Origin of the sequence: Winogradskyella arenosi (assembly GCF_003337305.1) — a bacterium.
GTDB lineage: Bacteria > Bacteroidota > Bacteroidia > Flavobacteriales > Flavobacteriaceae > Winogradskyella > Winogradskyella arenosi.
Genome location: NZ_QPJO01000002.1, coordinates 631,822 through 646,217, shown reverse-complemented (window position 1 = coordinate 646,217; position 14,396 = coordinate 631,822). Strand labels below are relative to the sequence as shown.

The following is a 14,396-nucleotide window of genomic DNA, read 5'->3' as shown; positions in this document are numbered from 1 at the left end:
ATTATGACCTTGGCTTCCTAACCACACTAAAAACATCATATTTGAAACGCTCATATCTTACCGTCCTCATTGGCTTATTTTTTAGTCTTTTGTCTTTTTCGCAATCTGCAATCGTTAGAGGTGTAATTCTCAATGAAGCCCACCAACCTATTGAAGGTGTCAATATTACCACCAATACAGGCGAAGGAACCTCCACCAATAGCAATGGTTTTTACGAGCTTAAAATTCCATATGGCATAGAGGTAACGGTAGTTTTTAGTCATGTTTCTCACGAGCGTGTAGAACAGAAATTTCTCTTAAAGAACGGTCAAGAAATAGAATACAATCCGGTAATGCTTATGGATGTTGAGCAAATTGCCACGGTGGTTATTAACACCAATACTCGGCAATCTGTAGATGGGGTTACCTCTATTTCGCCACAAATGATAAGAACGATAAAAGGCGCACAACCTGGCGTAGAGAATATTTTAAAAACATTACCCGGCGTTAATATTTCTAATGAATTAAGTACACAGTACTCTGTTAGAGGGGGAAATTTTGATGAAAACTTAGTCTATGTTAATGATATTGAAGTTTACCGACCTTTTTTAATCCGCTCAGGAAACCAAGAAGGTTTAAGTTTTGTGAATACCGATTTAGTTCAAAATGTGGATTTTTCTGCGGGTGGTTTTCAAGCCCGATATGGCGATAAACTATCTTCAGTTTTAGACATTACTTACCGAAACCCTGTAGATTTCGGAATTAGAGCCGATTTAAGTCTCCTAGGCGGTAGCCTTGCTGCAGAAACAGTTTCTAAAGATGGAAAATTCTCCGGTATTGCCGGCGTACGTTACCGCGATAACAGCTTACTTTTAAATAGTCTTGAAACCGAAGGTAATGTAGAACCCGTTTTTGCAGATGCTCAAACCTTCCTGACTTATAGGTTTTCTAGTAAATTCCACCTTAATTTCTTAGGAACAATTTCATCTAACAAATACAATTTTCAACCTGAAAATAGACAAACCAATTTCGGAACCATAGATGATCCTGTTGCACTTTTAGTATTTTATGACGGTCAAGAAAAAGATCAATATCAAACCTATTTCGGGGCCTTTAAAGCCAATTATTTTCTAAATGATCAAGTGACGCTAAAACTTTTAGCTTCAGCCTACCAAACTACAGAGCAAGAATACTTTGACATCTTAGCACAATACCGATTAGGTGAAGTTAATACCAGTATTGGAGACGAAAATTTAGGGGACGTTGAATTTAGTGAAGGTATTGGATCTCAATTAACTCATGCCCGTAACGATTTGGATGCTTTTATTATCAATGTAGAACATCGTGGAGATTATAAAATTGATGATGAAAGTACTTTAGAATGGTCTGCGAAATACACTCATGAAGATATTAGAGACCGTTTGGTAGAATATGAAGTGATAGATTCTGCCGGTTTTTCCATTAGACCGCCTTTAGTTAGCGGGAACAACCCACAACCTTATGAGGCGTTTTCGGGACCTTTAACCGCCTATCAGAATATTAGAGTAACCAACCGCGTTCAAATTAACAGGTTTCAAGCCTTTTTACAATACAGTAAGCAGACCGAGTGGAATGGCCATGAGGTTTTTTACAACGCCGGTGTAAGATCGCATAGTTGGGTGGTAAGCGGTGATACGTTTAGCACAGGCGATTCTCAGACCATTATAAGTCCAAGAGGGCAATTTGCCATCAAACCCAATTGGGATAAGGACATGCTGTTTAGAGTTGCAGCCGGACTTTATTACCAACCGCCTTTTTATAGAGAGTTGAGGGATTCGTCGGGAACCATTCAACCCAATGTAAAAGCACAAAAATCTTTCCATGTGGTTTTAGGTAATGAATACAGTTTTGAAATTTGGGAACGCCCTTTTAAATTAGTAACTGAAGCTTACTATAAAGGCATGACCGACGTGAACCCTTATACCCTAGAAAATGTTAGAATTCGTTACAGTGCGAATAATGATGCTGTTGCTTATGCCTATGGTTTAGATTTAAGAATAAATGGGGAATTTGTACCAGGAACCGAATCGTGGTTTAGTTTTGGTTACCTAAAAACCGAAGAAAACATTGATGATCGTGGTTATATTGCAAGACCTACAGATCAACGCTTAAAATTTGGAGCATTATTTCAGGATTATGTTCCTAATATGCCCGATCTTAAAATGTACCTTAACTTGGTTTATAACACCGGAGTCCCTGGAGGCTCTCCAAGTTATGCTGATCCTTACGACTACCAATTGCGATTACGAGATTACCGCCGTGCAGATTTAGGGATTTCTTATCAGCTGATAAATCCAGAAAAAACATACAACGCCCAATGGAAAACAGCCTTTAGAGAACTCTCAATTGGTTTTGAAATTTACAACATGTTTAACAACCAAAACTCCATTACCAATACTTGGGTGAGAGACGTGTATTCTAAAGCTCAGTATGCCATTCCTAATTATTTAACACCACGTGTGTTTAACCTAAGAATGTCCGCACGATTCTAAGGCTCAGAATATTAAGAGCAAGAAATGAGTAAGGTTTTGAAAGAATTCAGCAACTAACACGCGTTTAATTTTCTTATATTTGATACAATAAGGTGCTTTAAGTCAACTTATTAGACTTTAGTGATAAAAATTAAGAACTATGAAACTATCCCTCTTTTCATTTCTGCTATTAAGTTGTAGCCTATCTTTTGCCCAACTTAGCGTTCAGAATAACGCTTATATCTTTGTAAAAAATCAATACCTCTACGTTACCGATGACGTTAATATTAATGATACCGATTCTAAAATATATTTAAGAGACGAAGCCCAACTTCTACAAGGTGATGGCCTTACCGGTAATTCCGGTGTAGGCCAATTAAGTGTCTACCAAACAGGGACAGCTAACCAGTGGAGTTATAATTATTGGTGCTCACCGGTGGGCAATAATTCGGCCGCCTTTGGTAATGAACCCGCCCGTGTTAACTTAATCGATGCAGCTACAGGCATACCAACCGCTAACGACCCTTTAGGCTTAACCTCTAGTACGGATGCCTTATTCACTAGCAGTTACGACGGAAGTTCTAGCCCGCTTACAATTTCTGAACGTTGGTTATGGACTTTCCAAACCTCTACAAACTATGCCGATTGGATTTATGTGGGTAGTTCTGGAGCTATTCTACCTGGATTAGGATTTACAATGAAAGGAAATGGAACCAATGACACAGGCAGTCAACGTTACGATTTTAGAGGCAAACCTAATAATGGTACAATTACCAATAATGTTGTCAATGGACTAAACACCTTAATAGGTAATCCCTACCCGAGTGCTTTAGACGCTGCAGCATTTATTCATGATTCAGACAATCAAGCCGCTATAACAGGAACTTTACTATATTGGGAACAAGACGGCTCCGTTAATTCGCACATCTTACAAGAGTATAGAGGTGGGTATTATGCTTTCACCATTGATGCCACAGGAACTGTAATCACAGATTCCCCTGCTGAATTTATGACTTATGATGAGCAAGACAATACGTATCCCCTCTCCACACCTCAAGATGGGGTAAAATCGGCACGACGTTATATTCCGATAGGGCAAGGTTTTATGATAGAAGGCGCTGCGGGAACAATTTCTGCACCAGCAATGGTATATACAAAAAATGAACATCGTGCCTTTGCTAAAGTTTCAGATGGAAACAGTTATTTTTTCAGAAATCAAAATGATAATGAAACCCAAGACGATGGAGGTATTCAATACCAAACTAATGGACTCCCTATAGTTCCAAGTGATTTTAAACGCTTCAGAATTAATGTAGATTTCGCTGTAAATGGCACCTTTTTCACTAAACAATTGCTGCTGAATTTTCACGATACCGCCACAGCAGGATTTGATTATGGTTTAGAGTTAAAAGGTAGTTCTTCAAGTGCTAACGACGCCTATTTTTCATTGGGTGATGTCATCTATTTAGCACAAGCCTATCCTTTTGAAACGGAACTGAGTATTCCTATAACTTTAACTATTGAAGCCCAACAACCTTTACGTTTTAGAATTTTCGACATTCAGAATTTTGAAGAGACACAGAGCATTTACCTACATGATACCGCCACGAACACGTATACCGACCTTAGAGCTAATGATTACGAATTAGATATCGCACCCGGCCTCTACACCGACCGTTTTGAAATCGTTTTTGCTACGGAAAACACTTTAGACATCAATCATTTAGATAGCGAAAACTTAAGCATTAAGCAATTAAATAAAACACAAGAAGTATCGGTAGAGAATCCAACAGGCTTAGATGTCCAAACCATCAGTCTTTATGATGTTTTAGGAAAACAAGTGGTGAAACAAACCTACACCACTACGCATACGCAATACACCATACCGACAACTAATTTAAGCAACGGTGTTTATGTGGTACATATTAGCACCCGTACGCAGAACGCTTTAAAAACACAGAAAATCATCATTAAGCATTAAGCGGTTGTAAAGGCTTTGAGTACATCAATAACATAATCTACATCATCCTTGGTATTAAAAATACTGAATGAAAACCGAACGGAAGGTTGTTTTAATTGTTCAACATCTAAAATAGCTGTTAATACATGAGACTGTTGGTTACTTCCACTTTGGCAAGCACTTCCTCTAGAGCAGGCAATGCCTTTTAAATCTAACTGAAACTGCAACATTGAAGCTTTCTCAGGTGCAATAGGTAAACACACATTAAGTAGGGTAAACGTGCTGTCTTCCTGGGATTCACAACGTCCGTTAAAACTTGTTTTAGGAAGCTCTTTTTTTAATGCTTCAACAAAATAGGTCTTAAGCTCTAAAATGTATTGTTTTTCAACCTCAAGATTATCATAAGCTAATTTAAGCGCTTCAGCCATTCCTACTATATTATGTATAGCTTCGGTTCCTGCTCTATACCCGCGCTCTTGTTCACCTCCAAAAATTAAAGGTTTTAATCCCGATTCTTTTCGTATAAAACAGAAGCCAACACCTTTAGGACCATGAAACTTATGGGCACTGGCCGCCATAAAATCAACAGAAATCGCTTCCAAATCGATTTGGTAATGTCCTATGGATTGCACCATATCGGAATGAAATAAGGCCTTATAACTTTTACAGAGTTCTGCCACACGTTTAAGGTCTAAAATATTTCCAATTTCATTATTAACATGCATTAAACTTACAAGAGGCTGGTCTGCGGCTTGCAATAATTCTTCGAGATGGGTATAATTAACCCTACCGCACTCATCTAAATCCACATACTTTAGCGTTATTGCATATTCTTTTTCCAATTGCTCTACGGTATGTAAAACAGCATGATGTTCAATTCTCGAGGTAATAATTTCCTTAATTCCAAGATCCCTTACTGCACTTCTTAGTGCTAAATTATCAGCTTCGGTACCCCCTGAGGTAAAAACTATTTCTGAGGCCGAAACCTTAAAATAACGGGCAATATCCTTTCTACATTGTTCTAAAAGCACTTTAGAAGAACGTCCAAAACTATGACTAGACGACGCATTACCATAGGTTTCATTTAATACTTGCGTCATTCGTTTCACCACTTCTGGTCGTAATGCCGTTGTGGCTGCGTTATCGAGATATACTGAATTCATGACGCAAAAATATTGTAAATAAAATTATTTAGTTAATCCAACGTTATAATTTTACAAATCCATTATTTTTGTTGAAAATAGAATCTATGATACGCCCATTATTAATCTTCTTTTGTCTTACCCTATTTACCGCCTGTGATGATGGCGATATCCTAACTATAGATTTAGATTTTGACGAAGAACTCGCCTATTGCGACAACTTTGAAGAGTATCATTTGGTCTATGACACCCGTGAAGATCCTAATGAAGCACTGATTTTAATTTTTGAAAAAGGTGAAGACATCAACGATGCCTTCTTTACTCATGCTACAACTGAAGGTTCTCCAGAAACTCTAACTATTGATGCGAGTACCACTAGATTTATATACAGAACCTATAATAGAGCCTTAACCTCAGACGATGTCTGTGCCGTTGTATCGCCTTCAGGTCTTTCTGTTAAAGAAGATTACGAAGCGGGTTCTGGCACAATATACGTAACTTCTACAGTTGAAGATGATGATAACGATGGCGTACCAACTGCAGATGAAGGCCTCGCTGGTTTACCTGATGAAAATGGTATTTACTGGGATTCTCTAGATACGGATGGTGACGGTATCCCAAACTATTTAGATATTGATGATGATGGAGATAATGTACTAACGGCAAACGAATTGGACGACGATAATGCCGATGGAGATGATGACCCTTTAACAAATCCTTTAGATACGGATGGTGATGGTATTCCTAATTATTTGGATGCTGATGATGATGGTGATAACGTTCCTACACGCTTAGAAGATGCTAATGGCGAAAATGGTCCTGGTGACGACCGTATCTCTGTTAACGGCATATTGGTTGAACTTTACCTTAATAGTGAAGAAGCTACGCCTTATACTTTTGAAGATTACGATGCGTATACCAATTCTTACACAAGAACCGTTGAAACCTCTTTTGTAGTCACGGATACAGATTTAACCATTTTTAGATCTACTGAAATTAATTTAGGAACCTTAACTACAGAAATTGAAGATTTTAATCCTGATGATTACGACAATTAAGGCGCTACATTCTGAAGAATACGAACTTCAGTAGCTCCTAGTCCATAAGTTTTATAATCGGCATCATAAAAAGTAACATTATTATAACGGCTGAAAAGGGTTTCTAATTCTTGACGTAGAACGCCCTCTCCCACACCATGAATAAATACAATTTTTGGTATGCGTTTACGCATGGCAAATTCTAATTGTCCCTTGGCCGTATCTAACTGAAGATTGAGCATATCAAAACTTGTCATATGCTTATAAGATTTCGTCAGATGGTGAATATGGAGATCTACCTCAAATTTTGGAGCATTTCGTTCCTTAGGCTTCACAGTAGGTGCCGATTTTCGCTTTTTAGAGGCTTTCTCTCTTTTAACAGCTTCAAAATCTGTATTATAAATAGAGCGTTCCAATGAATGTCCAGAAGCGGCAAGCATCAATTCTCGGGCTTCAAACTGAAACTCAAATCCTTGTACATCCTCTAGGGTCACTATTTCATCTGAAACCTTAGTAACTACACCTGTAATAGCATCGTCTATAGTTTCAACCTGATCTCCTTTTTTAAACTTCATGTTCGTTTTCTGTTTTTACAAACGATTCTTCTGGCTTATCGTATTTACTCGGAATATTTCTAGAGGTTCTATAAATTCCAAACATTAATAAAGAGACCCCACCTATTAAAACGTAAGGGTTAGAATCGGCCTGACTTTGTGCGTATAATGCTAAAACACCACCGACAATAATAGAAATGGTATTAATGACTCTTGAGATATTCATATATAAGTATTGTATTACGGTGCAAAAGTAATATTTAGAAGTATTAATTGACGCTATTTTATAAAAGAAATCAAGACGTCTAGAGACAAACCAATACTGCGTGGTGTTATTTTTATATTGAATTGGACTGTAATGTCTAATACAAATTAATTATTTTAGCCGTATGTTATTACTTACAACAGGACTTGAAGACTATATGTTACCCTGCTTATGGAAGCAAACCTTTAAGGTAGACTGTATGGGTTGTGGCACTCAACGTGCACTTAATCTATTGTTAGAAGGTGATTTTGTTGGAGCCTTCTATATGTATCCTGCCATATACACCTTAATTATAATGTTTGCTTACTTGGTTTTACATCTTAAATTTCAGTATGCTAATGGACATCGTATCATTTTAGGCCTTTTTTTATTAAATATTAGTATTATTGTTACAAGCTTTATAATCAAAACTTTTTTAATCAACTAAAAATCAAATTAATTATGGAAAAACAACCAATACCTAATGGAACTTTAATTCTCATCATGGGAATTTTATCAATAATAGGCTGTTGTTGCTACGGTTTACCGGGACTAGTCTTTGGTATCGTCGCTATTATACTCGCCGGAAAAGCAAGCAAACTTTTTATGGAAGCTCCGGAAAGCTACACAGGTTACGGAAATGTAAAAGCTGGTAAAATTATGGGGATTATTGGTGTTGTACTTAGTATAGTAATGGTTATATTGATCATTTGGATGTACACCGCTATAGGTATAGAAGCCATGCAAAACCCTGAATTAATGGAAGAAAGAATGCAAGAGATTTTTGGGCCACAACCTTAAACTTATAAATTCTTTACTATAAAAAAAGCGATTTTCAATTCAGAAAATCGCTTTTTTTATAACTATACTTTAAGCGCTAGATTAGGCTTCAAATTCTTTTAAGGTTTTAGTTATAATAGATACACAATCTAACAATTGCGCTTCAGTCATAACTAATGGTGGTGCAAAACGAATAATGTTACCATGTGTTGGTTTTGCTAATAAACCATTATCTCTTAATTTCAAACAAATATTCCAAGCGGTATCGCTGTCTTCAGAATCATTGATTAAAATAGCGTTTAATAATCCTTTTCCTCTTACAGAATTCACAATAGAACTGCTCTCAATAAACTTAGAAAGTTCACTTCTAAATAACTGCCCTAAAGTTTCAGCGTTTTCGGCTAATTTTTCATCCTTAACGACGTCTAAAGCTGCAATAGCTACTGCCGCAGCAATTGGGTTTCCTCCAAACGTACTTCCATGATTTCCTGGCTTAATCACATTCATCACAGCATCATCAGCTAATACTGCCGAAACCGGATAAGCGCCACCACTTAAGGCTTTACCTAAAATTAAAACATCAGGTTTTACATTTTCATGATCAACAGCCAACATTTTACCCGTTCTTGCAATCCCTGTTTGTACTTCGTCTGCAATAAATAATACATTATGTTTTTCACATAAGGCTTTGGCTTTCGATAAATAACCTTCAGAAGGCACATAAACACCAGCTTCCCCTTGAATAGGTTCTACTAAAAACCCTGCGATATTAGCATTATCTTTAAGAGTTGCTTCTAAAGCTTCTAAATTATCGTATTCAATTTTAATAAAACCATTGGTATAAGGTCCAAAATTTTTACGCGCTACAGGATCATTACTAAAGGAAATGATTGTAGTAGTTCTTCCATGGAAATTGTTCTCACAAACAATAATCTCGGCATCATTTTCATCTATTCCTTTAACTTCATAAGCCCACTTTCTACAGATTTTTAAAGCCGTTTCAACAGCTTCTGCTCCTGTATTCATTGGTAAAAGCTTATCGAAATTAAATGTTTCCGAAGCATATTTTTCATACTTCCCTAACATATCATTATAGAAGGCTCTTGAGGTAAGCGTTAAGGTTTTTGCCTGCTCGGTCATTGCACCTACAATTTTTGGATGACAATGCCCTTGGTTTACTGCAGAATAGGCCGAAAGAAAATCGTAATACTTTTTACCTTCTACATCCCAAACATACACACCTTCTCCCCTGCTTAATACTACAGGTAACGGATGGTAATTGTGTGCACCATACTTGTTTTCTAAATCTATCGCTTGTTGCGAATTTAATTGCTCTAAAACAGCCATTTTAAAAAGTTTAAACGTTAATATCCACATCAAAAATGGATATCTAAAATAACCATTCCTTATCTACCTTTATCCTTTCGAAGTGTCCGAAAATTCAGCGTGGGAAAGAAATCATCCCTAGAGAGTTGCAAATTACAAAAATATTAGAGAATTGCTACTAGCTTATGACGCAATTAACGTTATGCCATTTGTAAAATTGCACCTATCTTTGCAGTCAATTTTATAGACACACAATGCCAAAAAGAGAACGAAACAAATTTGTTAGACGCGGAGAAATAATTGAAATCTTAATAGAAGATTATGCCTTTGGAGGTAAAGGTATAGGACGTATTAGAAATGAACACGGCGAATTTGTGGTCTTTGTTCCTAATACATTACCGGGACAATTAGTTAAAACTCAGATTAAAAAAACGAGTAAAAAATATGCCGAAGGAAAACTTTTTGAAGTCTTAAAAGCTTCTGATGATGAAGTTGATATGCCTTACCAAAGTATTCCTGGTGCACCTTATATTCAGTTACCCATTGAAAAACAACACCAATATAAGAAGCAAAGTACCTTAGAGCTTTTTAAAAGAATTGGTAAAGTTGCCGATATAGAAGACAAATTTGACGAATTTGTAACTTCTCCAAATACCTTTCATTACCGAAATAAGATGGAATATGGTTTTTCTGCCATAGGCTATGATCACGATCTTAAAACTGATGTTGATGAGTTTACCTTAGGCTTTAAAAAACGTGGTACTTGGTGGTGTGGTGACGATCTTAAAAAAGATTCAGGTTTATTTGATGCCGAATTTGAAAACCGTTTAAAGGAGATTAAAGCCTATTGTGTTAACACCGACTTAGCACCTTGGCACCCACCAAAGCGAGAAGGTTTCTTTAGGTATTTTGTAGTTAGAAAATCGTATAAAACCAATCAGTTGTTATTTAACTTAGTAACGACTTCTTACGACCTTCCAAAGTTTGATTTAAATGAATTTGCTAAGTTTTTAGTTGAATTATTTGGTGATCGTGTTGCAGGATTATTACACACCATTAATGATGAAACTGGCGATAGAACTATTGCCACTACAGGAAGTATTTCCTTGGTCTACGGCGATGATAAAATTGTTGAAGAGTTATTAGACCTGAATTTTGAAATAAGCATGAAGAGCTTTTTTCAGACCAACCCAAAATGTGCCGAAAAACTCTATACTAAAGTTGTAGATTACGCGCTAGAAAATAAAGATGCTGTAGATAACACTGTGGTGTTAGATTTATTCTGTGGCACAGGAACCATAGGTCAAATTATTGCGAATAAAGCTGAAAACACAAAAATTGTAGGGGTAGATATTGTTGCTGCGGCCATTAAAGATGCTGAAGAGAATGCCAAACGCAACGGTATAGAAGGCCTTAAGTTTTATGCTGCCGATGTTGGTAAATTCTTAACCGAGCACCCTGAATACACCAACAAGATTAGAACTATTATTTTAGATCCTGCCCGTGCTGGTATTGCTCCAAAAACCTTAAAAAAGATAATAAACCTCAATGCAGAACGTTTGGTTTATGTATCTTGTAATCCTGCTACTCAGGCTAGAGATACCGAGCAATTAATGGCATCAGGGTATACCATTAAAAAGATGAGCTTAGTAGATCAATTTCCGCACACCGCACATATAGAAACGGTTGTGTTATTTGAAAAATAATCGATGAAAAACGCAAAATTTTTAATTCTATTTATAGCTATTGCACTGATTAATTGCGAACGCGATGATATCTGCGCCGCTACAACGCAAACGACCCCGCGATTAATTGTGGAGTTCTATGATGCAACGGATACCGATGAGTTACTCAACGTTTCTAGAATTACCGTTTATGGGGAAGGATTAGTAACGGATGAAGATGGTAATAGTATTGAACCTACAGAAGAATCGGATGCTACACTACTCTTTAATGAAAATGCAAATTCAGTAGAGTTACCTCTAATTATCGATGCGGAAGGTGTAGAAACAACAATCACTACCCGTTATGTGATAGAAAAAGACACTGATTTAAGAATTGAAGATGAAGATGATACCACCAACTCTAATATAGACATTATAGAAATTTCTTATAATACTGAATTTGTTTATGTCTCTAGAGCCTGCGGATATAAAAGTAATTTTAACAGTTTAGGTGTTGCCAGAATTACCGATGCCGACAATTGGATTTCCAATATAGAAATTGAAGAAACGACACAAGCAAGTATAGAAAATGAAAATACAACACATGTACGCATCTATCATTAGAGGTGTTATTTTAACGCTGTTGTTTTCTACAATGGCTTATGGGCAACAAGAAAAGAAGAAAACGGTCCAAGATACTTTAGTTTATAAACAAAAGTATGGTCTTAGATTAGGAACCGATATTAGCAAATTAGCACGTAGTTTTGTTACTGACGATTACTCTGGATTTGAAATTATGGGTGACTACCGTCTCAGCAAACGTATTTATATTGCAGGAGAAATAGGAAATGAAGAACGTACATTAGACTATAATCAACTCAACAACACCACGAAAGGAAGCTATTTTAAAGCTGGTATTGATATGAATTTTTATCAAAACTGGTTAGACATGGAAAACATGATTTATGCTGGTTTTAGAGTTGGTGCCGCGAGTTTTAGCCAAACAAGAAACAGTTATACGGTTTATGATGTTTACAACCAATATTGGGGCGACCGCTACACGGTTAACGAATCACAAACCTTTGATGGCTTGTCCGCTGTATGGACAGAATTACAAGTGGGCCTTAAAGCAGAGCTTTTTAATAATTTCTATGCAGGGTTTAACGTACAGCTAAAAGTGCTTATTACCGAAAAGGAAATTGATAATTACGAAAACTTATATGTTCCTGGGTATAACCGTACTTACGACAGTAGTCGTTTTGGTGGGGGTTTCGGGTTTAACCTTTCTTATCTGGTTCCTATATTTAAGAAAGATAAAATTGTCATTCAAGAAAAAGAAGTAGAATAAGTTGCTTTGGCTAAACCTTACCGTTAATGCTAGTCGTTTTATTTCACTTTAATTACTTTTCTAGAGTATATTAAAATTTTTGCGACCAACAGTCATTAAAATATAATGGCAATGGATTGCCTTTAAACGAAAACAACCTAACCATACAAATTGTACGGTTAGGTTGTTTACTTTATACATTATGGTTTTCTATTTTAAATAGTCTAAAACATTTTTTTCTATTCGCGCCTGAATATCCGACACATCTGCTTTTACAAAGGTATCTCCAGTGATATTTTCATAAAGCTCTATATAACGCTCACTTACCGATTCAATATAATCATCACTCATAAAAGGAACAGTTTGCCCTTCTAAACCTTGAAAATCATTAGCAATTAACCATTGTCTTACAAATTCTTTTGACAATTGTTTTTGTGCTTCGCCCTTATCTTGACGTTCCTGATATCCTTCAGCATAAAAATAACGTGAAGAATCTGGGGTATGAATTTCATCAATCAATACAATTTTACCGTCTTTAGTTTTTCCAAATTCATATTTGGTATCGACTAAAATTAAGCCTCTAGCCGCAGCGATCTCTGTACCACGTTGAAATAATTTCTTGGTATAATCTTCCAGTACAATATAATCTTCTTCAGGAACAATACCTTTTTTCAGAATGTCTTCGCGAGAAATATCTTCATCATGATCGCCCATTTCAGCTTTTGTAGCAGGTGTAATAATAGGCTCTGGAAATTTATCATTTTCCTTCATGTCTTCTGGCATCGCAACACCACAAAGCATACGTTTACCAGCTTTATATTCGCGTGCAGCATGCCCAGACATATAGCCACGAATTACCATCTCAACCTTAAAAGGCTCACATAAATGACCGACAGCCACATTAGGATCTGGTGTTGCAACCAACCAATTAGGTACCAAATCTTCAGTTTCCTTCATCATTTTAGTCGCAATTTGGTTTAAGATCTGCCCTTTGTAAGGAATTCCTTTTGGCATCACCACATCAAATGCACTTAAACGATCGGTAGCAACCATCACCAATTGCTCGTCGTTGATGTTATAAACTGCTCTTACTTTTCCTTTATAAAAACTCTTCTGATTAGGAAAGTTGAAATTGGTATCTATTATGGTGTTCATGTCATCATCATTTATTGTGAACTACAAATGTAATTTCTTTCCTTGGTCGAAACAATAAAGTGCATAAAAAAGGAGAAATAAAATTTCTCCTCTTTAATTTAACCTGTATGTTTAGATATTTTATTTAAATCTAATGTTGTACGTTACACCAAGTCCTACGGCTTGTACATCAATATCATTTTCTGCAAAGGTGTTTTGGTAGTAGGCATAAAAATTCCAATCGCGGTTATGGTAACCAATTTGTGGATTTACATAAACCCCTCCGTCATTATCATCTACACCGGTTAAAAAACCATATCCTACATCTGTTCCGAAGAAAAGACCATTTGGTGTAAAATAGTAACGGATAAATCCGGCTAATGGAATAACTCCAAAATCATCATTCTCATCCTCTTCAAAATAGTTGGTATATCCGGTAGCAATACCGATCCCTACATTGGGGTTGAACAAATATTGCCCTCTTAAATCGGCACCCAAAGAAAATGACGAGACATCACCGGCATCACCTACAGGCACACCAGCGGTGATTCCTGCCTTTAGCCATGAGTTGTCAGAGTTGAAGTCAATATCATCATCTTGAGCAAATAATGGGCTTAATCCTAATACGAGTCCTAATGTTAAAAATATTTTTTTCATGTTTTTTTTTAAGTTTTGATTACTGTGACAAATTTAGGCCCATTAACACCCAAAATTTTTATACAATTTGTCATATCTTTTA

Annotated in this window: 14 protein-coding genes; 8 read left to right on the top strand and 6 right to left on the bottom strand. The window is 36.4% G+C overall.

What is annotated here, in order from left to right; all coding sequences use genetic code 11:
• Positions 1–41 precede the first annotated feature (41 nt).
• Both DFQ08_RS07535 and DFQ08_RS07530 read left to right on the top strand, forming a co-directional pair.
• Positions 42–2,510 (top strand): TonB-dependent receptor, encoded by a 2,469-nt coding sequence (locus DFQ08_RS07535; RefSeq protein ID WP_114309343.1) that lies wholly within the window; start codon positions 42–44, stop codon positions 2,508–2,510.
• Positions 2,511–2,649: 139 nt separating this feature from the next.
• Positions 2,650–4,470, top strand: a complete 1,821-nt coding sequence (locus tag DFQ08_RS07530; RefSeq protein ID WP_114309340.1) for a T9SS type A sorting domain-containing protein — start codon at positions 2,650–2,652, stop codon at positions 4,468–4,470.
• Here DFQ08_RS07530 and DFQ08_RS07525 read toward each other — a convergent pair.
• Positions 4,467–5,612, bottom strand: coding sequence for a cysteine desulfurase family protein (locus DFQ08_RS07525; protein WP_114309337.1), 1,146 nt, complete (start codon positions 5,610–5,612; stop codon positions 4,467–4,469). The two genes, DFQ08_RS07530 and DFQ08_RS07525, sit on opposite strands and share 4 nt — an antisense overlap.
• 86 nt (positions 5,613–5,698) lie before the next feature.
• On the opposite strand from DFQ08_RS07525, the gene DFQ08_RS07520 reads away from it, so the two are divergent.
• Positions 5,699–6,649, top strand: coding sequence for a hypothetical protein (locus tag DFQ08_RS07520; RefSeq protein WP_114309335.1), 951 nt, complete (start codon positions 5,699–5,701; stop codon positions 6,647–6,649).
• On the opposite strand, the gene DFQ08_RS07515 is transcribed toward DFQ08_RS07520, so the two are convergent.
• Together DFQ08_RS07515 and DFQ08_RS07510 are read right to left on the bottom strand one after the other, a co-directional pair.
• The gene (locus DFQ08_RS07515) at positions 6,646–7,203 is read right to left on the bottom strand and encodes a Smr/MutS family protein (protein ID WP_114309332.1); all 558 of its coding nucleotides are present in this window, start codon (positions 7,201–7,203) and stop codon (positions 6,646–6,648) included. The genes DFQ08_RS07520 and DFQ08_RS07515 overlap by 4 nt on opposite strands.
• Complete coding sequence (locus tag DFQ08_RS07510) at positions 7,193–7,408, bottom strand: hypothetical protein (protein WP_245935393.1); 216 nt, start codon at positions 7,406–7,408, stop codon at positions 7,193–7,195. The genes DFQ08_RS07515 and DFQ08_RS07510 overlap by 11 nt, the downstream gene beginning before the upstream one ends.
• A 163-nt stretch (positions 7,409–7,571) precedes the next feature.
• On the opposite strand from DFQ08_RS07510, the gene DFQ08_RS07505 reads away from it, so the two are divergent.
• Both DFQ08_RS07505 and DFQ08_RS07500 read left to right on the top strand, forming a co-directional pair.
• Positions 7,572–7,874 (top strand): DUF2752 domain-containing protein, encoded by a 303-nt coding sequence (locus tag DFQ08_RS07505; RefSeq protein WP_114309329.1) that lies wholly within the window; start codon positions 7,572–7,574, stop codon positions 7,872–7,874.
• Positions 7,875–7,888: 14 nt separating this feature from the next.
• Positions 7,889–8,227, top strand: a complete 339-nt coding sequence (locus DFQ08_RS07500; protein WP_114309326.1) for a CCC motif membrane protein — start codon at positions 7,889–7,891, stop codon at positions 8,225–8,227.
• 81 nt (positions 8,228–8,308) lie between these two features.
• On the opposite strand, the gene rocD is transcribed toward DFQ08_RS07500, so the two are convergent.
• Positions 8,309–9,553: an ornithine--oxo-acid transaminase gene (gene rocD, locus DFQ08_RS07495; protein ID WP_114309694.1), complete on the bottom strand. Its 1,245-nt coding sequence runs from the start codon at positions 9,551–9,553 to the stop codon at positions 8,309–8,311.
• A 233-nt stretch (positions 9,554–9,786) separates the two neighbouring features.
• Here rocD and rlmD point away from each other — a divergent pair, with 233 nt between their 5' ends.
• From rlmD to DFQ08_RS07480, 3 genes are read left to right on the top strand one after another with little or no spacing between them, the layout of a single operon-like run.
• On the top strand, positions 9,787–11,238 hold the full coding sequence (gene rlmD / locus DFQ08_RS07490; RefSeq protein ID WP_114309322.1) for a 23S rRNA (uracil(1939)-C(5))-methyltransferase RlmD: 1,452 nt from the start codon (positions 9,787–9,789) through the stop codon (positions 11,236–11,238).
• A gap of 3 nt (positions 11,239–11,241) precedes the next feature.
• Complete coding sequence (locus tag DFQ08_RS07485; protein WP_114309319.1) at positions 11,242–11,820, top strand: DUF6452 family protein; 579 nt, start codon at positions 11,242–11,244, stop codon at positions 11,818–11,820.
• Positions 11,801–12,544, top strand: a complete 744-nt coding sequence (locus DFQ08_RS07480; RefSeq protein ID WP_220235577.1) for a DUF6048 family protein — start codon at positions 11,801–11,803, stop codon at positions 12,542–12,544. The genes DFQ08_RS07485 and DFQ08_RS07480 overlap by 20 nt, the downstream gene beginning before the upstream one ends.
• 189 nt (positions 12,545–12,733) lie before the next feature.
• Here the strand turns inward: DFQ08_RS07480 and DFQ08_RS07475 are convergent, their stop codons facing one another.
• Positions 12,734–13,678: a phosphoribosylaminoimidazolesuccinocarboxamide synthase gene (locus DFQ08_RS07475; protein ID WP_114309312.1), complete on the bottom strand. Its 945-nt coding sequence runs from the start codon at positions 13,676–13,678 to the stop codon at positions 12,734–12,736.
• Positions 13,679–13,798: 120 nt separating this feature from the next.
• Complete coding sequence (locus DFQ08_RS07470) at positions 13,799–14,314, bottom strand: hypothetical protein (protein WP_114309309.1); 516 nt, start codon at positions 14,312–14,314, stop codon at positions 13,799–13,801.
• Between the last annotated feature and the right edge of the window lie 82 nt (positions 14,315–14,396).